This is a genomic window from Azospirillum sp. P4_B5, assembly GCF_056402275.1.
The window spans coordinates 25,566-44,719 of sequence record NZ_JBFUHT010000049.1 but is presented as its reverse complement, the minus strand read 5'-3'; the positions used below and the strand labels follow the sequence as shown (position 1 = coordinate 44,719).

The following is a 19,154-nucleotide window of genomic DNA, read 5'->3' as shown; positions in this document are numbered from 1 at the left end:
CGGTGGAGGCCGCCCGCGCCGACCTCGCCGCCGGCATCCGGCTGGCCGACCTGCTGGCCGCCGCCGGGCTGGCCGAGTCCAAGGGCGCGGCGCGGCGGCTGATCCGCGACGGCGGAGCGCGGGTGAACGGCACCCCGGTCACCGACGAGACCGTCCTTCTGACCCTGGCGGACCTCGATGGTGAGGGGGTTCTCCGCCTGTCCGCCGGGCGCAAGCGCCACGCGCTCGTCCGGGTTCGGTGAGCAAGGCCGGAGCCGGGCGCTCTCAGCGGCCTCCGGCTTCGGCCACCACCTGCTTCAGGTGATGGGACGACACCGGCTTGTGCAGGATGGCGAAGCCGCTGCGCTGGGCCTCGACGATGCGTTCGGGGGCGGTGTCGCCGGTCAGGATGATGCTGGGAATCGACGCCCCGCAATGGGCGTGGATGGCGCGCAGGGCTTCCGGCCCGGTCTTGCCGTTGCGCAGCCGGTAGTCGGCCAGGATCACGTCCGGCCGCCGCCCGGCCTCGTCGAGCAGGCGGATCGCCTCGTCCCCCGCGGTGGCGGCGATGACCTCGTAGCCCCAGCCCTCCAGCATGGCGCGCAGCCCCATCAGGATGATCACCTCGTCGTCGATGATCAGGACGAGCCTGCACCCGCCGCCCTCCGTCCGGCCGACCGCGGGAACCGTCGTCACCGCGGGACGCGGCGGTTCGGCGGCGGGAACGGTGACCAGGAAGGTCGATCCGCTGCCCGGCCGCGATCGCAGGGCCACGGAATGGCCGAGCAGAGCGCACAGCCGCCGCACGATGGCGAGGCCGAGGCCCAGCCCCTTCTCGCGGTCGCGCTCCGGGTTGCCGAGCTGGGTGAACTCCTCGAAGATGTCCTCCTGGCGGTCCGGCGGGATGCCGGCGCCGCTGTCGCACACGGCGATGTGGAAGCGGCGGCGCGACCGCCGCACGCCCAGCAGCACCCCGCCCCGCCCGGTGTAGCGCAGCGCGTTGTCCAGCAGGTTGCGGACGACCCGCTCCAGCAGCATGGGATCGCTGCGCGCGTGGAGCGTGGTCGGAACGACGCGCAGGGTCAGGCCGCGCCGCGCCGCCTCCGGCGCGTATTCGGCGGCGAGGCGCTCGAAGAGGGGCTGGATCGCCACGGTGGAGGTCACCGGCTCGACCACCCCGGCGTCGAGCTTGGAGATGTCCAGCAACCCGTCGAGCAGGCGCTTCAGCGCCTCCAGCGCCTGCTGCATGGTCTTCAGCGTGCCGTGGCCCGGACCACCCGGTGTCTGCTCGCTGAGCGCGGAGGTGAGGAAGAACAGCGACTGCACCGGCTGGCGCAGGTCGTGGCTGGCCGCAGCGAGGAAGCGCGACTTCGCCCGGTTGGCCCGCTCCGCCTGGTCCTTGGCGCGGCGCAGCGCCGATTCGGTGCGCTTGCGCTCGGTGATGTCGCGCAGGATGGCGGTGAAGAAGCGGTCGCCGCCGTCGCTCCAGGCCGACAGCGACAATTCCAGCGGCACCGCCAACCCGTCGCGGCGCCGCCCCTCCACTTCCCGCGCGACGCCGTCGGCCAGCTTGTCCGGGCTGAGGGTTTCCGGAACGAAGCCGCTTGGGATCAACCGGCGCACGTCGGCTCCAACCGCGTCGGCGGGGCAATGGCCGAAGATGCGCTCCGCGCCGCGGTTGTAGGTGTGCACCGTGCCATTGGCATCCACCAGAAGGATCGCGTCGGCGGCGGTTTCCAACAGGGATCGGTGGCGCTCCACGGCCCGCCGGATCGCCCGTTCATCCTCTTTGCGACGGGTCACGTCCTGGGCGTAGACGGCCAGCCGGTCGCCGGTGGCGAACAGGCGCAGGGCGTACCAGTCGCCGCCGCTCCGGTCGTTGCCACCCCGTTCCTTGCCACCGGCCAGCCGGATTTCGAATTCCTCCGGCTCGCGCCGGTCCAGCGCGTCGCGCAGGCGCGCGGCGAAGGGTTCGGCCACGCCGGGCGGCAGCAGGGCGACGAAGACATGCCCCAGGAGATCCCCGCCGTCGCCGAACAGGCGCGCCGCCTTTTCGTTGGCGAAGGTCACCCGCCCCTCATGGTCCAGTTCCACCACCGCGTCGGTGGAGGCCGCGAGGATGGCCGCCATGCGGTGTTCGGCGGCATGGGCGGCGTCGCGGGCCAGTTCCCGCGCCTGAAGCTCCTGCGCCATGGAATCGAAGGCGCGGCCCAAGGCACCGATCTCCGAGCGGTCGCCCGGCCGTCCGATCCGCGCGTCCCGGTCCCCGGCGCTCCAGCGCTCCACCACCCGCTTCAGACGGGCCACGGGGCGCAGCACGAACAGGCGCGCGCCGATCCAGGCCGCGGTCAGGGACAGCGCCGCCGCCAGCGCCAGCAGGAGGGCGCTCCGCTCGGCCGCGGCGGTGACGGGGCGCAACGCCTCCGTCCGGTCCAGCCCGACCGCCAGAAACAGATCGCGGACCTTCTGGTCCACCGGGGCGTAGGCCAATATCCGCGGCTCGCCATCCAGGCCGGCAACCTCCGCCACGCCGTCGGACGGCGCGCGCAGCAGAGCCATCAGCGGTTCCGGGAGCGGCTTGCCCACCCGCTGGTCTTCACTGCCGGGAAAGCGGCCCAGCACGGTGCCGTTGCGGTCGGCGAGCACCAGCATGGCGTTCGGCGGCAGCGGCTTTTCCGCCAGATACTCGCGCAGCCATCCGGCGTCGAGCGCGATGGACACCACCCCCGCCATGCGGCCCGTCCCGTCGGCGTAGGGGGCGGCAAAGGGCAACACGGGGCGCCCGTCCAGCCGCCGCACCGCATAATCCCCGACGACGAAGCCCTGCCCGTACAGCGCCATGCGGATGTGCGGCAGCCCCGCCACCATCAGGCCGTTCAACTTGGCGTCGCTGGCGCAACGGACCGAGCCGTCGAGATCGGTCAGGGCGATGCCCTTCACCCGCGGCAGCCGGCCGCGCAGGCGGTTCAGGGTGGAGGAACATTGCTGCGGGTCGACGGCCAGACGCGGCGCCAACTCGGCCACCGTCACCAGCACGCCGCGCATGCCCTCCACGACCCGCTGCTGCTCGTCCTGGATCAGCGTCAGCAGGCGTCGGGCCTCCGCCTCGGCTTGGCGTTCACCCGCCTCGATGGCAGTCAGGCTGGCGTGGCCAAGGATGCCGATGGCCGGCAGGCTGGCGAGGAGAACGAGCAGGACAAGGCGTGTGAGAATGCTCATCGGCGGCCTGGGAACAGCTCGGCGGAAGGGAACGGCACAATCCTGCACTTCCCAAGGGACGGACGGCACCCCGGGTCCGATGCACGCCGTCATATCCGCGGCAGCGGTGTCCCGCTACCCCGCCGGCCACATCCTTACCTTTGCGTTTACCAAATGGAAGGACCGCGCTCAACCGACTATTTCGCATACGAATTATAATGGGGCCGGATGGAGGCCCTCGCGCCAAAAAGAAACGGGCCGCTTCCCATCTGGGAAACGGCCCGTTCGGCATGGTGCTGCCGGTGTTGCGTTGCTGGTATCAGCCGCGGGTGCTGCCCGAAGCCCGGTCGCCGGTGGCGACCGTATCGCTGGCCGGCTTCTGCGTGCCGGCGCTGGCGCTGTGGCTGGAGGAGCAGTCCGCGCTGGCGACCCCCGCCGTCAGGAGGGCGGCGAGACCGAACAGAACGGCTACCGGCTTGGCTCCATGAGACATTGAATCACCTCCTTTCAAAACTGTTGAACACCGCAACAGCATGTGAGGACGATCCGGCGCGAGTCAACGCCTTATACCGCCCGTACAGGGTGCGGCGCGCAACGGAGACCGCCTCAGTTCGCGGTCTCCAGCGCCTCCCGCATGGTGCGGAACAACTCCGCCTTGTCCTCGAAGCCGATGCCGGGAATCTCCGGCAGGCGGACGCGCCCGTCCTCGACCGCGATGCTGTCGGCGAAGCCGCAGAAGGGCTTGAACACGTCCGGGTAGGACTCGTTGCCGCCCAGATGCAGGCCGGCGGCGATGTTCAGCGACATCTGGTGGCCGCCGTGCGGCACGACGCGGCGGCTCGACCAGCCGTTCTCCGCCAGCATGTCCAGCGTGCGCATGTACTCGACGAGGCCGTAGCTGAGCGCGCAGTCGAATTGCAGCCAGTCGCGGTCCGGGCGCATGCCGCCGTGGCGGATCAGATTGCGGGCGTCCTGGTGGCTGAACAGATTCTCGCCGGTCGCCATGGGACGGTCATAGTGGTTTGCCAGCTCGGCCTGGAGCGCGTAGTCGAGCGGGTCGCCGGCCTCCTCGTACCAGAAGAGATTGTAGGGCTTCAGCGCCTCGGCGTAGGCGATGGCGGTCTTCAGGTCGAAGCGGCCGTTGGCGTCGACGCAGAGGTTCCGGCCGTCGCCGACCACCTCCAGCACCGCCTCGATGCGGCGAAGGTCGTCCTCCAGCGAGGTGGCGCCGATCTTCATCTTCACGACCTTGTAGCCGCGGTCGCGGTAGCTGCGCATCTCGTCCTGCAGCGCCTCCACCCCCTTGCCGGGGTAGTAGTAGCCACCCGCGGCGTAGACCCAGACCGACTCGTCGGCCACGCCGCCGCGGTAGCGGTCGGCGAGCAGGCGGTAGAGCGGCTTGCCGGCGATCTTCGCCACGGCGTCCCACACCGCCATGTCGATGGTGCCCACCGCGACCGAGCGCTCGCCGTGGCCGCCCGGCTTCTCGTTGGTCATCAGCCGAGCCCAGATCTTGAACGGGTCGAGGTTGCCGCTCACCTCGTCGATCAGGCTGTCGGGGGGGGCCGAGGTCAGGCGGGGGATGAAGCGCTCCCGCATCAGGCCGCCGGCGCCGTAGCGTCCGTTGGAGTTGAAGCCGTAGCCGATCACCGGCTTGCCGTCGCGCACCACGTCGGTGATGACCGCCACGGTGGAGCAGGTCATTTGGCTGAAGTCGATGTAGGCGTTGGCGATGTCGGACTTGATGCCGACGGTCTTTTCCCGGATCTCCACGATGCGCATGGCGCTGCTTCCCTTCGGCTTTTCCGATGCCCTGGGCCGCAGGATAGGGATGGACGGGACCGCCGGGCCAATGCCAGTTTCAAATCGCATGATGCGCGTCCGGCATGGGCTGATGAGTCGCCGATGGAACTGAACTGGCTCGAGGATTTCCTCGCCCTGGCGGAGTGCGGCAACTTCTCCCGCGCGGCGGAGGGGCGCAACCTGACCCAGCCGGCCTTCAGCCGCCGCATCCGCGCGCTGGAGGACTGGACCGGCACGCCGCTGTTCGACCGCAGCACCCAGCCGGTCGGGCTGACCGAGGCCGGGCGCCGCTTCCGCCCCTTCGCCGACGAGACGGTGCGCCGCCTCCTGCAAGGGCGGGAGGAGGCGCGGCTGGCCGGCGGGGCGGCGGCCACGGCGCTGCGCTTCGCGGCGACCCACGCGCTGTCGCTGACCTTCTTCCCGACTTGGCTGAGCCGGCTGGAGGGGCAGGCGCGGCTGGGCGCCATCCATCTGCTGTCCGACAGCATGCAGGCCTGCGAGCAGGTGATGACGCAGGGACAGGCGCAGTTCCTGCTGTGCCACGCCCACGCGGCGGCCCCCTCCCGGCTGGAGGCCGGGGCCTTCCGCTCGGCCGCGGTGGGGAGCGACCGTCTGGTCCCGGTCTGCGCGCCGGGCGAGGCGGGCGCGCCACGCTACGCCCTGGCCGGCGGCGGGGCCGCCCTGCCCCATCTCGCCTACAGCCCGGAATCCGGCATGGGACGCATCGTCACGGCGGCGCGCGGCGGCTTTCCAACGCCTCTGGCACTCGATACCGTCTTCACCTCGCACCTTGCCGCGGTGCTGCGCACGCTGGCCCGCGACGGGCGCGGCGTGGCGTGGCTGCCGGACAGCCTGATCGCCGAGGATCTGGCGCAGGGACGGCTGGTGCCGGCCGGTGGGGCGGGCTGGGAGATCCCGGTGGAGGTGCGTCTCTACCGCCCGCGCGCCCGTCAGAGCCCGGCGGCCGAGGCTTTCTGGACGCTGGTGGCGGAACAGGCGACCCAGCATGGGAGGGAACGGGAATGAGCGAAGCGGATTACAGGCTTTACGGGGCGCCCGGCTGGGGGTCCGTCCTGACGGAAGCGATGCTGGTCCAGTGCGGTGTTCCCTTCGTCTTCGAGGACGTTGAGGGCTTCGACGCGCCGGGCGAGGCACGGCAGAGGCTGCTGGCGCTGAACCCGCTGGGGCAGATCCCCACCCTGGTCCTGCCGGACGGGACGGTGATGACGGAGAGCGCGGCCATCGCGCTGCTGTTGGCCGAACGGCACCCGGACGCCGGACTGGCCCCACCGCCGGACGCACCGGAGCGCCCGGCCTTCCTGCGGCTGCTGGTCTGGCTGGTGGCGAACGTCTACCCGACCTTCACCTACGGCGATTATCCGGAGCGCTGGGTGACGGAGGCTCCGGAGACGCTCGGCGCGGCGATGGTGGAGCAGCGCAAGACGCTGTGGCTTTGGCTGGAATCACAGCTGGGCGATGGCCCATGGGTGTTGGGGGAGCGCTTCAGCGCGCTCGACCTCTACGTCGGGGCGATGGTGCATTGGCGGCCCCGCCGCGCCTGGTTCGCGGAACATTGCCCGAAGCTGTCGGGCGTGGCGGGGCGGGTGCAGGCCCTGCCGAACCTGGCACCGGTCTGGAGCCGGAACTTCACGCCGGCGTCCTGAAGCGGGAAGCACCGAGTTCATACAGCACGGGGGCGGCCGCKGGGCCGCCCCCGCTCAACAATCAGCACTCGTGACTTAAGACTCGCAGATCAACGCTCGTTGATGGCGCGATACACGATGTAGGCCGGGGTCGCGCGCAGCCAGGCGGTGAGGAACTCGCGGACGGCCTGGAGGGCGGAGGACGGGGCGCGGTCGCTGCCGATGTGGCTGTAGGTCGAGCTGTTCATGATGGTCTCCAATCGTTGGGAGGCGTTATCGGGGGCGTTGTTCGTTGAGACCAATATGCTCTGGTATACCCAATACCACACGCGCGCTTCTTGCAGGGCAGACCCGAAAAAATGCAACGCTTTCAATGCTTTAACTATCACGCATTCAGCGTATTGAACTGTTCGCGCAGCGGACGTCGAATTCTTGCCGCATCGCGGGAAGCGGTGGTCTAGCCAAAGCCGCCCCACAACCCCACTTCTCGTGTCATGCCGCGCGACGACAGCCAGCCCCGCTTTCCCGCCGTCCCGTCCGACCACTGGGACGGGCGCCGCTTCTTCAACCCGCACGCCGACACGGACAAGGGACCGCGCGAGCTGTGGCGGCTCTACAAGGCGCGCGGTCCGCGGTGGACGCCGCCGGACCCGGAACCTCCCCGCCCTTTCCGCGCCGTCACTCCGGCGCGGGGCGAGGTGGCGGTGACCTTCATCGGGCAGGCGACCTTCCTGATCCAGATTGGCGGGGCGGCTTTCCTGACCGACCCCGTCTATTCCGACCATGCCGGCCCCTTCGGGCGGCTGGGGCCGAAGCGGGTGCGCCCGCCCGCGGTGCGGATGGAGGATTTGCCGGCCATCGACGCGGTGCTGCTCAGCCACAACCACTACGACCACCTCGACGCCCCGACGCTCCGCCATCTGGCGCGGCGGCGCGGCGTGCCGCAGGTGATGACGGGGCTGGGCAACGGCCCGATGATGCGCCGGGCCGGCTTCGACGCGGTGCACGAGCTGGATTGGTGGGACAGCCTGCCCGGCCCGCACGGCACCCGCATCACCTTCGTCCCGGCGCAGCACTGGTCCTCCCGCACCCCCTTCGACCGGCGCCGGACGCTGTGGGGCGGCTTCGTCGTCGAGACGCCGGAGACCGCCATCTATTTCGCGGGCGACAGTGGCTATTCCCCGCACTTCCGGGAGATCGGGCGGCGGTTCGGCGCCATCGATGTCGCCCTGCTGCCGATCGGCGCTTACGAGCCGCGCTGGTTCATGGCCGCCCAGCACATGAACCCGGCCGACGCCGTGCGGGCGCACCGCGACCTGGGGGCGCGGCACAGCGTCGCCATGCATTTCGGCACCTTTCAGCTGACCGCGGAGGGCATCGACGCCCCCATCCGGGCGCTGCACCAAGCGTTGGCCGAGCATGCGGTCGAACCCGCCCATTTCGCCGTCCCCGGCTTCGGCGAACCCCTGCGCTTCCGCCGCCCTTCGGCCTAGGGGCGAAGGGGAGGATTCGCCCGGCGGCCTATGGCGCAAGCGTCATGGACGGGACCGCGCGGATCGGAGTAACGCCTTGAGGGACAGCACCCACCACACAGGCGGAGCCGGGCGTAAATGCAGTTGGAAATCAGTGCCTTCGTCAGTTCCCTCGGCAGCGAATCGGACCACGGCCCCGACGCGCTGGAGCGGGTGCGGGACAGCATGCGGTCCCTGGCCGACACGCTCGCCGCGCTGAACCTGGGCATCGTTCTGGAAGTACGCGACGTACAGCGTCTGCAGACCGTCGCCCGCATCGTCCAGGCCAACGCGCCGAACCGGTAATCGCCCGGTTATCGCCGCAGCGGGCAGGCCCGGCGGGCCAGCCGGGCGTTCAGGTCGCCGGTTTCCACCACCGGCTCGCCCTGGCTGCGCATGACGAAGCCGAAGGTGTCCATCACGCGGTCCAGGACGATCTCCTGGTCGTCCGGGCGGCGGCTGACCATCACCACGGCGTAGGCGGCGGAGCGGGCCACCGCCGGCTCCCCGCGCAGGCCGCGCACGCCCCAGCCGGCCAGCGCGCCCTTGCAGCGGAACAGCTCCACCGACAGGCCGGCGCCCCCGGTCGCCCCGGCCACCACATAGCCGGCGGCCACCGCCAGTGGGGCCAGCAGCCCGTCCCAGTCCAGACAGTCCTCCCGCGACACCCACATGCCGCCGACCGAGCAGGGGGCGGCGCCGATGGCCTCGCCCAGCCCGGCGCGGAAGGCGCGCAGCACCTCGACCGCATCCGCCGCGGGCATCGGCTCCACCCGGTTGCCGTCCGGCATCAGCATCAGGCGCCCCGCCCACTCGGTGGAGGGGGGAAGTTGTTCGGTGAGGCGGGCGAGGAGGGCTTCGCGCGCCTGGGCGAAGGGAACGACCTTGGACATGGGGGACGGGGACCAGCGGCAGAGGACGGGGATAGGGACGGGAACCGGGGCCGGAAGGAAGCGAAAGCCGCTCAGTCGGTAGAGCAGCGGACTGTTAATCCGCGTGTCGCTGGTTCGAGTCCAGCATCCGGAGCCATATTGCGGGTGTAGCTCAGTTGGTTAGAGCGCCGGCCTGTCACGCCGGAGGCCGCGGGTTCAAGTCCCGTCACTCGCGCCACCTTCCCTCCTTGGTGGCCTTCTTCTCCCTTTCCCTCATCGCATCACGGTGACCGTGGCAGCCTCCGTCCGGCTGATCACCACCTCGTCGCCGGGCTTCACCGTTTCCAGCCCCTGCACCTCCGGCGGGACCGGAACCGTGCGCGTCCGTCCCTGCGGCCCGCGCAGCGTGACCGTCCGCCGGCCGAGGTCGATGGCCTCGACGACCTCCGTCACCTGGGTCGTGGTGATCGCCGACGCGCGCGGCATCTCGCCGACCGCGGCGCGGTCCGTGCTGCTCCTTTGGATGGCGCCCGGTCCGCCGCCCGGCGGCTGGGTGACGATGTTGGTCAGGCGGGCATACTCGATCTGCACGGTGTCGCCGACCTTGATGCGGTCGAAGTTCCGCACTTCGCTTCCGGCGGTCACCGCCTCCTCCCGTCCGTCCGGGAATTGCAGGATCACCGTCCGGGCCGCCTTGTCGATACCGCGGACCTTGGCGGCGGAGCGGACGTTCTCGACCATGGACAGCCGGGGCGTGGGCTCGACGCTCGCCGGGGCCGTGGCGGCCGACGGCGGCGCGGTTTCAGACGCCGGCGCGCAGCCCGCCAGGACCGCGCCGGTCAGGAACACCGCGAGGACGGCACGGGTTTGGTGCTTCATGGGATTGCCTCCACCTCTTCTGGGACCGACTCCCGGGCGTATGTCCGGTTCGCTTTGGTCCGGTTCGGGCGCAGGAACGGCACGGTCGCACGGATGTTCCATATCCCGACCCTGGCCGACCCCGGTGGCCGGGGCAACTTACCGTAAGTTCGCCCCTTCGACCCGTCCGATGGATGGGAGCCGTCCCCCGGAGGGATCAGAATTTGAACACCGCCTCCATCCCGACGAAGTGGATCGTCTTCGCGGGGCCGGTGTCCTGAAGGAAGGAGCCGGGACGGAACAGCGAGTAGGACAGCAGCCCCTCGACCGTGCGCCCGGCAGCGTAGGACAGAACGAGTTCCCCCTGCGTGCCGATGGTGCGCGAACGTGATTCGGCGCCGGAGCGGAGCAGGTTCCCGGACAGGTCGTAGACGCCGTCCTCCAGGCTCATCCGCCAATAGGCGATGGCCGAGGCGGACAGGCTGAATTCATCCGACAGCGCCAGATCCACGGAGGGATGCAGGTTCATCAGGTTCAGCGGCCCGACCGGGGTCAGTTCCCCGAAATACTTCGCGCGGGGGAAGAGGGGGTTGAAGGTGCCCAGTCGCCCGTCGCCGGGATCGCGGTCGCCGCTGGCGATGTTCGCCTTCAGCCCGAGCCGCGGGCGCAGCGGGACGCCGTCCCAGCGGTGGCCGGTGTCGCTGGCGACCGACCATGCGGCGATGGTGTCGCCGTCGATTCGGCCCGTCTGGAGCATGCCCTCCCAGTTCCAGTCCCATCCGTCGGCCTTTCCGAACAGGCGGGTGCCGAAGGTATGTCGCTCCTCCCGCCCCTGCCCGCCCTCGAAGGATGCCGCCCGGTTGCCGTAGCCGATGTAGTAGGCGTCCAATCCCGTGCCCCAGCCCGACCCCGCGCCATGCGTGGCGTACAGCCCCCAGGCGGAGCGCCCGCCGTCGCGCCGGTCGTCGAACAAGTCCGGCGCCGCGCGGACTGGGCGGCCGAGGAAGCCATCCACCCGCCAAGGGCCGGATTGCACGATGCCCGTCACCGCGTCGAAGGCGCGCGGCACGTTGGCGCCGTAGCGCAGGCTGATCAGCCGCTCCGACCCGTAGGCGAGCATCTGCCGCCCCGCCCGCAGCGTGCCCTGCGCGCTCCCCAGCGGGACGGACAGGTCGGCGAAACCCTGCAGCAGGTCGGCGCGGTCCACGTCCGGCGCCCCCTCCGGCCCGAGCTTGCCCGCCGTGCCGGCCATGATCAGCTGACCGAAGACGCGCAGGGCCGGGCCGACGCGCAGGTCGGCGTAGGGCAGCAGGCGCCACAGGCCGTAGGCGTCGTTTCTCGGCTCGTCCTGCCCCCAGCCGCTGTTGCGCACCGCCTCGCCGCGCAGCCGCGCCTCCAGCCCGGTGGACAGGGAGACCGTGCCGCCGGGGGTGAGCGGGATCGCCTTGAAGCGCTCCCAGAAAGCGCCGCTGCCCGCCGCGGGGTCGAGGAGGTAGCGGTAATCCTCGTCGTAGCGGCTGTTGGTCAGCGGCGGGGGCGTCTCCACAAGGGTCTCCGCAGAGGCCGGGGCGGACTGGAGCAGCAGAGCCGCGACCAGCGCCCCGCGCCACCGCCTCACGAGGCCGGCCCCGCGCCATGCTCCAGCGCCAGGAAATGCGACACACGCGGCGGCCCGTCGCCCCGGTGGAAGGCCAGCGCCTCCTTCTGCACGTCCGCGTCGGCGTTGGACACCCGGCGGTGCTGGCGCTGGTGCTCCGCCCAGGATTCGACGAAGAACCATTCCAGCACCCGCTCCGGATCGCCGGAATCCTGGCTGACGCCCCAGGCGTAGGCGCCGTCCCGCCGGCGCGCCTCCGACAGGCGGCGCAGCGCGGCGTGGAAGGCATGCTGGTCGGCAGCGGCCACCCGGTACTCGATGGTGATCAGCACCGGACCGCGGTCGTTGCGCACCGGCTCGGCGGTCAGCGGTTCCGGCCAGTGGTTGGACGGGGTGAGGTCGGCCTCGCCCTCCGGCAGCGGCACCGCGCGGGACAGCACCGCGACGGCCAGCAGCCCGGCGGCGCTAACCCACAGGGTGGCCGGCACGCCGATCGCGTCGGCCAGCGCGCCCCAACCGAGGCTTCCCGCCGTCAGGGCGCCGTTGAACACGGTCAGGTAAAGCGCCAGCCCACGCCCGCGCACCCAGTTGGGCAGGATGGCCTGGGTGGTGGCGCTCAGCGTCGTCAGCACGGCGATCCAGGCCGCCCCGGCGCCCAGCAGGACCGGCAGGGCCAGCCAGCGCGGCGGGGCCAGGGCCAGGATGCCCATGACCACGGCGGTGACCAGCGCTGCCGCCAGCATCAGGCCGTCCGCGCCCAGACGCTCGCGGACGCGCGGCAGGACGGTTGCCCCGCCGATGGCCCCCGCCCCCACGGCGCCGAGCAGCAGGCCGTAGAAGCCCGGCCCGCCGCCCAGCATCGGCCCGGCGACGATGGGCAGCAAGGCCCACAGGGCGCTGGCGCAGGCGAAGAACAGGCCGGCGCGCAGGAAGACGCGGTGCAGCTCGTTGCTGGCGCGGGCGTAGCGCAGCCCGGCGCGCAGCGCGCCGCCGAACTGCTCCGACAGATCGTCGCGGGCGTCGGGGGTGCGCCGCCACCACAGCAGGGCGGCGATGACGATGATGTAGGAACTCACATCCACCGCGTAGGTGGCAGAGGCCCCGGCGGCGGCCAGGATCGCGCCGCCCGCCGCCGGACCGATGGCGCGGGCGATGTTGATGCCCAGGCTGTTCAGCGCCACCGCACCCTTCAGCTCGCCGCGCGGCACCAGCTCCGGCACGATGGACTGCCAGACCGGCGCCATCAGCGCCGCCCCGACCCCACCGAGGAAGGTCAGCCCGGCGATGGAGGCCACGCTGGCGACGCCCAGCCACGCCTGAACCATCAGCGCGGCGCTGACGCAGGCGAGCAGGCACTGGATGACGATCAGCATCCGCCGCCGGTCCATGATGTCCGACAGCACCCCCGCCGGAATCGCCAGCAGGAAGATCGGCAGCGAGCCCGCCGCCTGGATCAGCGCGACGGTGGACGGCGATCCTGACAGGTCGAGCACCAGCCACGCGCTCGCCACGTCGCGCATGAAGGTGCCGACGTTGCCCAGCACCGCCGCCACCCACAGCACGGCGAACAGGCGGTTGCTCAGCGGCGCGAAGGCGCCTGCGGGCTTTTGTGCCGGCGGCTTCGTGCCGGGGCTCGGGACGGTCTCGGCGGTCATGCGGACCCTCCCCGGCGGCGGGAGTCGCGGTGGGTGAGCACCGCCGCCGCGGCGAAGCCGCCGACGATCGCCAGATGCTCCAGGAAGGTGGCGGTCTGCCGCGCGCGGTCCGCCCCCTCATAGGTCCAGAAGGCGTGGGCGAGCAGCGTGGCGACCACCGTGAAGCCGGCAAGAATTCCGGCGCCGAGCCAGCACCAGCGCCGCGTCAGAAACAGCGCCGACCCGCCGAGCTGGGTGACGATCACCGCCACCGCGACGAGGACCGGCAGGCCGAGCCCCAGCCCCGCGGCCTCCGCCACGGCGCCGTTGAAATCGGTCAGCTTGACCAGCCCGCTGACCACGAAGGGCGCCGCCAGCGCGAGGCGGGCGAGCCAGGCGGTCCCCGGCCAGTCGAGCAAGGCGGCGACCGGCGCAGCGGCGGCGTCCTTGCGCGTGGAGAGGGTGTCGGCCATCGTTGCGCTCCCCCTCAGACCGCCCAGCAGCCGCAGCCGAACACGCCCCAGAAGCTGCGCGCGTCGGACGAGGGCACGTCGGCGCCCAGCGCCGCCGCGTGGTCGTGGCCGTGCACCGCGCAGCCGGACTGGCAGCCGCACTCCGCCGCCTGCCGCTGCACCGTCTTGGGATCGCGGTAATAGCCGCCGACCGTGGCGACCGGCGACCAGTCGGGCATTGGCTTGGGCAGCGGCGGGGCGAGTTTGTCGTAATCGCCCTCGCCATGCACCACGGCGCCGCCCAGCAGGGTCAGGACCGAGCGGATGTGGGGAATGCGGTCCTCCGGCACGGCCATGTAGTCGTCGCTGAGCAGCGCCGCGTCGGCGAGCTGCCCGGCCTCGATCCGGCCCTTCTTGCCCTGCTCGTTGGAGAACCAGGTGTTGGCCTCCGTCCACAGGCGCAACGCCGTTTCGCGGTCCAGCCGGTTGGCCATCGGGTAGAGCGACAGCCCGCCCACCGTCTTGCCGGTGACCAGCCAGGACAGCGAGACCCAGGGGTTGTAGCTGGCGACGCGGGTGGCGTCCGTCCCGGCGCCCACCGGCACCCCGGCGGCCATCATCTTCGCGATGGGCGGCGTGGCCTCGGCGGCCTTGGCGCCGTAGCGCTCCACGAAATACTCGCCCTGATAGGCCATGCGGTGCTGCACGGCGATGCCGCCGCCAAGCACCGCGATGCGGTCGATGTTGCGCTCGCTGATCGTCTCGGCGTGGTCGAAGAACCAGTTCAGCCCCTGCAACGGGATGTCGCGGTTGACCTTCTCGAAGACGTCGAGCGCCCGGCCGATGGTCTCGTCGTAGGTGGCGTGCAGCCGCCACGGCCAGCGCCGTTCGCCGAGCAGGCGCACCACCGGCTCCAGGTCCGTCTCCATGTTCGGCGGCATCTCGGGCCGGGCGACGCGGAAGTCCTCGAAGTCGGCGGCCGAATAGACCAGCATCTCCCCCGCCCCGTTCAGGCGGTAGCGGTCGTCGCCGTCACCCGGCTTCACCGTGTCGGACCAGGTGGCGAAGTCCTGCAACTCCTCCTTCGGCTTCTGGGTGAACAGATTGTAGGCGATGCGCAGCGTCATCTCGCCGTCGGCGTGCAGCTTCTCGATGATCGCGTAATCGTCGGGATAGTTCTGGAAGCCGCCGCCGGCGTCGATCACACTGGTGACGCCCAGACTGTTCAGCTCGCGCATGAAATGGCGGGTGGAGTTGACCTGATACTCCTCCGGCAGCTTCGGCCCCTTGGCGAGGGTGGAGTAGAGGATCATCGCGTTGGGCAGGGCGAGCAGCAGGCCGGTCGGGTTGCCGGCGGAATCGCGCTGGATCTCGCCGCCCGGCGGGTTGGGCGTGTCCTTGCCGTAGCCTACCGCCCGCAGCGCGGCACCGTTCAGCAGCGCGCGGTCGTAGAGGTGCAGGATGAAGACCGGCGTGTCGGGGGCGGCGGCGTTCAGCTCCTCCACCGTCGGCAGGCGCTTCTCGGCGAACTGGTGCTCGGTGAAGCCGCCGACGACGCGCACCCATTGCGGGGCCGGGGTGCGGGCCACCTGGGCGCGCAGCATCGCCATGGCGTCGGCCAGCGTCGGCACGCCGTCCCAGCGCAGCTCCATGTTGTAGTTCAGGCCGCCGCGGATGACGTGGATGTGGCTGTCGATCAGGCCGGGGATCAGGCGGCGCCCCTTGGCGTCGATCACCGCGGCGTCGGGAGATGCTGCGGCGCGCACCTCGGCCTCCCGCCCCACGGCGAGGAAGCGCCCGTCGCGGATCGCCACGGCGTCGGCCTGCGGGTTGGCGCGGTCGAGCGTCGTGATGCGGGCGTTGACGATCAGAAGGTCGGAAGACGGCATGGCGGCATTCCCAAGGCGGGTGAGCTGGGGCGAGGCGAGCAGGGTGGCGGCGGCGCTTCCGGCGATGGCGCCGCGGCGACCGATCCCGGGGCGGCCGATTCCGGTGCGGCTGGTCATGCCCGGCCCCGCGGGGGTGCGTCCGTGGACGGGGCCGGCGGGGTCGCGGCATCGGGAGCGGCGGCGCTGCCGGCCTGCGGCCCCAGGATGTGGCGGGCGCAGTCGTTCTGGATGAAAGCCAGCACCGGCTGCCCGGCGATCAGCCGCTTGACCACCGGCACCGCCTGCTCGCCGACCAGCATGCCGAGCAGGCCGATCAAGGCGATGGTGGGCGGCGCCGGGGAGCGGACGCCGAGAAACGCGTAGAGGACGCCGACCAGGATGCCGGCGCCGAGGGAAAGCAGATAGGGCATCATGGCGTGCCTGTTCTTCGTCCGGATGGGCGGAAAAAGGCGGACCGGCCCCGGGAAGGGTCGGGACCGGTCCGCCGCGGCGCGGGGCATCAGGCGCCGCAAGCCGAGCGCTGCGGATCAGGCGGCGGCGCTGTGGCCGCCTTCCGACGCGCCGAACATCGTCTTGGCGTAGATGATGCCCAGGCCATAGGCGCCGCCATACTTCTTGGCGATGCCGGTGGTCATCTCGTAGGTCTCGGTGCGCGCCCAGTCGCGCTGCAGTTCCAGCATGTACTGGAGCGAGGTCATCGGGCGGACGCCGGCCTGGACCATGCGGTCCATGGCGCGCTGGTGCGCCTCGACCGAGACGTCGCCGCAGGCGTCGGCGATGACGTAGACCTCGAAGCCCTGGTCCAGCGCCGACAGGGTCGGGCCGACGATGCAGACCGAGGTCCACAGGCCGCAGAAGACCAGCCGGGTCTTGCCCAGGCCGTTCACCCGCTTGATGACGTTGGCGTCCTCCCAGGTGTTCATGGAGGTGCGGTCGGTGACCTCCGCCTCCGGAAAGGCTTCCCTGATCTCGGAGAAGATCGGGCCGGAGAAGCTCTTCTCCGCGACCGTGGTCAGGATGGTCGAGACGCCGAAGCCGGCGGCGGCGTGGGCGACCAGCGCGGTGTTGGTGCGCAGCGTCGTGGCGTCGATCGAATGGGTCGCGAAGGCCATCTGCGACTGATGATCGATCATGATCAGCGCGTGGTCCTTCGGCGATACGAGCAGTTTGCCGGGAGTCGCGGTGGCGGTGATGGTCATGTCTCTATCCCCTTTGTTCTTGGCGCCGGTACCCTGGGCAGGCCCTGCGGCGATGCCCGTGGCCCGGCGGTGCGTCGAAGCATCGGCCAGGGACGGAGGGCGGCGACATTGAACTTGCGTTTGCCGGCCCTATACCTTGGTATATCAGGCCAAGGCGTCTCTCGCCGCCGGTGCCGGTCAGGGTAAAGGGACAGGGCAAAGGGACAGGGGTTGGGGGAAGACGTGACCCGACGGCCGGGCGAGCGACGGTGATGCGCACGAGGGATGTCCCCGGAGACCAGCGGTTTCTTCTGGCGACCCTGCCCCCAAGGGCGGGGCAGACGCGGCTGGCCATCGGCACGGTGGCGGGGCTTCTGGTCGCTCTGGCCATTGCCGCACCCTTCGCCCGCCTGACGCTGGACGGAACGGCGGTTCTGCTGCCCGCCTACGCCACCGCGGTCCTGCTGACCGAGCTGATGACCGCCGTCCTGCTGTTCGCGCTCTACGCCACGCAGCGAACGCCGGCCCTGCTGGCGCTGGCCGTCGGCTATCTGGTCACGGCGCTGCTGATCGTTCCCTGGGCGCTGACCTTCCCCGGTGTCTTCGCGCCGACCGGGCTGCTCGGCGCCGGCTTGCAGAGCACGGCCATCGTGGCCGCCGGGCGCCGCATCGGCCTGCCGCTGTTCATCCTGGCCTACGCGCTGCTGAAGGCCGTGGAGGCCGGCCCGCGCGAGGCGCACCGCCCGGCCCTGCCCGCCATCGCGGGCGGCGCGGCGCTGGCGGCGGCGCTGGCCGGGGGCGTGACGGCCTTCGCGCTGGCCAACGACGCCGTTCTTCCCCGGCTGATGGTCGACACCATGCGGGAAACGCCGCTGTGGCGGGTCGTGCCGGTGACGGCGCTGGCGCTCTGCGCCGCCGCACTGGCTGTCCTGTGGCGGCAGCGGCGCTCCGTCCTGGACCTCTGGCTGATGGTCGTCCTGGCCGCCTGGGCCATCGAGACCTGCCTGCTGAGCTTCATCAGCGGCGGGCGCTTCAGCGCCGGCTGGTGGTCGGGACGGCTGTTCGGGCTGGCCGCCTCCAGCATCGTCCTGCTGGTCCTGCTGGCGGAGATGACGACGCTCTACGGGCGGCTCGTCCGCTCGGTGGCGGCGGAGCGGCGGGTGCGCGACGCGCGTCTGGCCAGCCTGGAGGCCCTCTCCGCCTCCATCGCGCACGAGGTCAACCAGCCGTTGGCGAGCATGGTCACCAACGCGGGCGCCGGACTGCGCTGGCTCGACCGCCCGTCGCCCAATCTGGTGGAGGCGCGGGCGGCGCTGAAACGGATCTCCGACGACGGCCACCGCGCCGCACGGGTGATCGCCTGCATTCGCGATTCCTTCCGCAAGGCGCCGCCCCAGCGCCGCCGGCTGGACATCAACGGCGTGATCCGGAGCGCGCTGGACCGCACGGAGGGCGAACGGCGCCTGAACCGCATCGCCGTGCGCACCGACCTTCAGCAGAGCCTGCCGCCGGTCAACGGCAGCCCGGTGCAGCTCGAACAGGTGCTTCTGAACCTGATCGCCAACGCCGACGACGCGATGGGCGCGGTCACCGACCGTCCGCGCGTGCTGAGCATCCGCTCGCGCCGCCGCGGGCTCGCGGACGTCATCGTGTCGGTGGAGGACACCGGCACCGGTCTGCAACCGGCCCAGGAGGAGCGGTTGTTCGAACCCTTCTTCACCACCAAGGAGCATGGAATCGGAATGGGGCTGACCATCTGCCAGTCGATCGTGGAGGCCCATGGCGGCCGGCTGTGGGTGGCCGCCAACCAGCCCCACGGCGCCGTCTTCCGCTTCACCCTGCCCGCCGACGACGAGCCGGAGCGGCCGGAGGCCGGCGCCGCCCTGGAGCGGACGCGATGACCGACCGCTCCGCCGCCGCTGGTGAAACGCCCTTCGTCGCCATCATCGACGACGATCCGTCGATCCGGGAATCGCTGGTCAGCCTGCTGCGCTCGGTCGGGCTGACCGCCCTGCCCTTCGCCTCGGCGCAGGACTTCCTGCAGCACCGCTGGCCCGACGCGCCGGGCTGCCTGGTGCTGGACGTGCGGTTGCCCGGCCAGAGCGGGCTGGAGTTCCAGCGCGAACTGACCGGGGCGGGCATCCATCTGCCGGTCGTCTTCATCACCGGCCACGGCGACATTCCCATGTCGGTGACGGCGATGAAGGCCGGCGCCGTCGAGTTCCTGGCCAAGCCCTTCCGCGATCAGGACCTGATCGACGCCGTCCACACCGGCATCGAGCGCGACCGCGACCGCCGCCGCGCCGTCGATGCCCTGTCCGATCTTCAGGAACGCTTCCGCAGCCTGACCCCGCGCGAGCGGGAGGTGATGCGGCTCGTCGCCGCCGGACAGCTCAATAAGCAGATCGCCGCCGAGTTGCAGCTCAGCGAGATCACCGTGAAGGTCCACCGTGCCAGCGTGATGCGCAAGATGCAGGCGCGGTCCCTGCCCGATCTGGTGCGCATCGCCGACAAGGTGACCCCTGCCGGCGACGCCTGAC

19 protein-coding genes and 1 tRNA gene are annotated in these 19,154 nt (G+C 71.2%); 8 read left to right on the top strand and 12 right to left on the bottom strand.

Going from position 1 to position 19,154, the window contains the following annotated elements; translation table 11 throughout:
* The coding region (locus AC1DVI_RS27135) for a S4 domain-containing protein (RefSeq protein ID WP_476960624.1) at window positions 1–242 on the top strand (242 nt) is incomplete at its 5' end.
* 22 nt (window positions 243–264) lie between these two features.
* Here the strand turns inward: AC1DVI_RS27135 and AC1DVI_RS27130 are convergent.
* The 3 genes from AC1DVI_RS27130 to AC1DVI_RS27120 all read right to left on the bottom strand — a co-directional run bounded on the left by AC1DVI_RS27130 (window position 265) and on the right by AC1DVI_RS27120 (window position 4,959).
* Window positions 265–3,198, bottom strand: coding sequence for a PAS domain S-box protein (locus tag AC1DVI_RS27130; protein WP_476960623.1), 2,934 nt, complete (start codon window positions 3,196–3,198; stop codon window positions 265–267).
* 298 nt (window positions 3,199–3,496) lie between these two features.
* Window positions 3,497–3,670, bottom strand: a complete 174-nt coding sequence (locus tag AC1DVI_RS27125; RefSeq protein WP_155903579.1) for a hypothetical protein — start codon at window positions 3,668–3,670, stop codon at window positions 3,497–3,499.
* A 113-nt stretch (window positions 3,671–3,783) separates the two neighbouring features.
* Window positions 3,784–4,959 carry a mandelate racemase/muconate lactonizing enzyme family protein gene (locus tag AC1DVI_RS27120; protein WP_476960622.1) on the bottom strand — a complete coding sequence of 392 codons (1,176 nt, stop codon included), beginning with the start codon at window positions 4,957–4,959 and terminating at the stop codon, window positions 3,784–3,786.
* Window positions 4,960–5,082: 123 nt separating this feature from the next.
* Between AC1DVI_RS27120 and AC1DVI_RS27115 the strand changes: the two genes are divergently transcribed.
* Both AC1DVI_RS27115 and AC1DVI_RS27110 read left to right on the top strand, forming a co-directional pair.
* Window positions 5,083–6,006, top strand: coding sequence for a LysR substrate-binding domain-containing protein (locus tag AC1DVI_RS27115; protein ID WP_476960621.1), 924 nt, complete (start codon window positions 5,083–5,085; stop codon window positions 6,004–6,006).
* Window positions 6,003–6,644, top strand: a complete 642-nt coding sequence (locus AC1DVI_RS27110; RefSeq protein ID WP_476960620.1) for a glutathione S-transferase family protein — start codon at window positions 6,003–6,005, stop codon at window positions 6,642–6,644. The genes AC1DVI_RS27115 and AC1DVI_RS27110 overlap by 4 nt, the downstream gene beginning before the upstream one ends.
* 89 nt (window positions 6,645–6,733) lie before the next feature.
* Here AC1DVI_RS27110 and AC1DVI_RS27105 read toward each other — a convergent pair whose 3' ends face one another.
* Window positions 6,734–6,871: a hypothetical protein gene (locus AC1DVI_RS27105; RefSeq protein ID WP_476960619.1), complete on the bottom strand. Its 138-nt coding sequence runs from the start codon at window positions 6,869–6,871 to the stop codon at window positions 6,734–6,736.
* Window positions 6,872–7,117: 246 nt separating this feature from the next.
* Here AC1DVI_RS27105 and AC1DVI_RS27100 point away from each other — a divergent pair, with 246 nt between their 5' ends.
* The gene (locus AC1DVI_RS27100) at window positions 7,118–8,116 is read left to right on the top strand and encodes an MBL fold metallo-hydrolase (RefSeq protein WP_476960618.1); all 999 of its coding nucleotides are present in this window, start codon (window positions 7,118–7,120) and stop codon (window positions 8,114–8,116) included.
* 117 nt (window positions 8,117–8,233) lie between these two features.
* The gene (locus AC1DVI_RS27095; RefSeq protein WP_109070395.1) at window positions 8,234–8,440 is read left to right on the top strand and encodes a hypothetical protein; all 207 of its coding nucleotides are present in this window, start codon (window positions 8,234–8,236) and stop codon (window positions 8,438–8,440) included.
* Between the two features lie 8 nt (window positions 8,441–8,448).
* Here AC1DVI_RS27095 and AC1DVI_RS27090 read toward each other — a convergent pair whose 3' ends face one another.
* Window positions 8,449–9,027, bottom strand: a complete 579-nt coding sequence (locus tag AC1DVI_RS27090) for a hypothetical protein (RefSeq protein WP_476960617.1) — start codon at window positions 9,025–9,027, stop codon at window positions 8,449–8,451.
* A gap of 140 nt (window positions 9,028–9,167) precedes the next feature.
* Here AC1DVI_RS27090 and AC1DVI_RS27085 point away from each other — a divergent pair.
* Window positions 9,168–9,244: transfer RNA gene (locus AC1DVI_RS27085), tRNA-Asp, on the top strand.
* 35 nt (window positions 9,245–9,279) lie between these two features.
* On the opposite strand, the gene AC1DVI_RS27080 is transcribed toward AC1DVI_RS27085, so the two are convergent.
* From AC1DVI_RS27080 to AC1DVI_RS27050, 7 genes are all read right to left on the bottom strand, one after another.
* Window positions 9,280–9,885, bottom strand: a complete 606-nt coding sequence (locus AC1DVI_RS27080; protein WP_476960616.1) for a hypothetical protein — start codon at window positions 9,883–9,885, stop codon at window positions 9,280–9,282.
* 196 nt (window positions 9,886–10,081) lie between these two features.
* A complete protein-coding gene (locus AC1DVI_RS27075; protein WP_476960615.1) occupies window positions 10,082–11,482 on the bottom strand; it encodes an alginate export family protein in 1,401 nt (466 codons plus the stop codon).
* Window positions 11,479–13,116 (bottom strand): MFS transporter, encoded by a 1,638-nt coding sequence (locus AC1DVI_RS27070; protein WP_476960614.1) that lies wholly within the window; start codon window positions 13,114–13,116, stop codon window positions 11,479–11,481. Before AC1DVI_RS27070 ends, AC1DVI_RS27075 begins: the two co-directional genes overlap by 4 nt.
* Entirely contained in the window at window positions 13,113–13,568 is a 456-nt protein-coding gene (locus tag AC1DVI_RS27065; RefSeq protein ID WP_476960613.1) for a DoxX family protein, read from the bottom strand. Before AC1DVI_RS27065 ends, AC1DVI_RS27070 begins: the two co-directional genes overlap by 4 nt.
* 14 nt (window positions 13,569–13,582) lie before the next feature.
* Window positions 13,583–15,553, bottom strand: a complete 1,971-nt coding sequence (locus tag AC1DVI_RS27060; protein WP_476960612.1) for an amidohydrolase — start codon at window positions 15,551–15,553, stop codon at window positions 13,583–13,585.
* Window positions 15,550–15,849, bottom strand: coding sequence for a XapX domain-containing protein (locus AC1DVI_RS27055; RefSeq protein WP_476960611.1), 300 nt, complete (start codon window positions 15,847–15,849; stop codon window positions 15,550–15,552). The genes AC1DVI_RS27060 and AC1DVI_RS27055 overlap by 4 nt, the downstream gene beginning before the upstream one ends.
* Window positions 15,850–15,963: 114 nt before the next feature.
* Entirely contained in the window at window positions 15,964–16,635 is a 672-nt protein-coding gene (locus AC1DVI_RS27050) for a hydrolase (RefSeq protein WP_145627073.1), read from the bottom strand.
* A 251-nt stretch (window positions 16,636–16,886) separates the two neighbouring features.
* On the opposite strand from AC1DVI_RS27050, the gene AC1DVI_RS27045 reads away from it, so the two are divergent.
* Both AC1DVI_RS27045 and AC1DVI_RS27040 read left to right on the top strand, forming a co-directional pair.
* Window positions 16,887–18,515 carry an MASE4 domain-containing protein gene (locus tag AC1DVI_RS27045; RefSeq protein WP_476960610.1) on the top strand — a complete coding sequence of 543 codons (1,629 nt, stop codon included), beginning with the start codon at window positions 16,887–16,889 and terminating at the stop codon, window positions 18,513–18,515.
* Window positions 18,512–19,153 (top strand): response regulator transcription factor, encoded by a 642-nt coding sequence (locus AC1DVI_RS27040; RefSeq protein ID WP_476960609.1) that lies wholly within the window; start codon window positions 18,512–18,514, stop codon window positions 19,151–19,153. Before AC1DVI_RS27045 ends, AC1DVI_RS27040 begins: the two co-directional genes overlap by 4 nt.
* Window position 19,154: the final 1 nt, after the last annotated feature.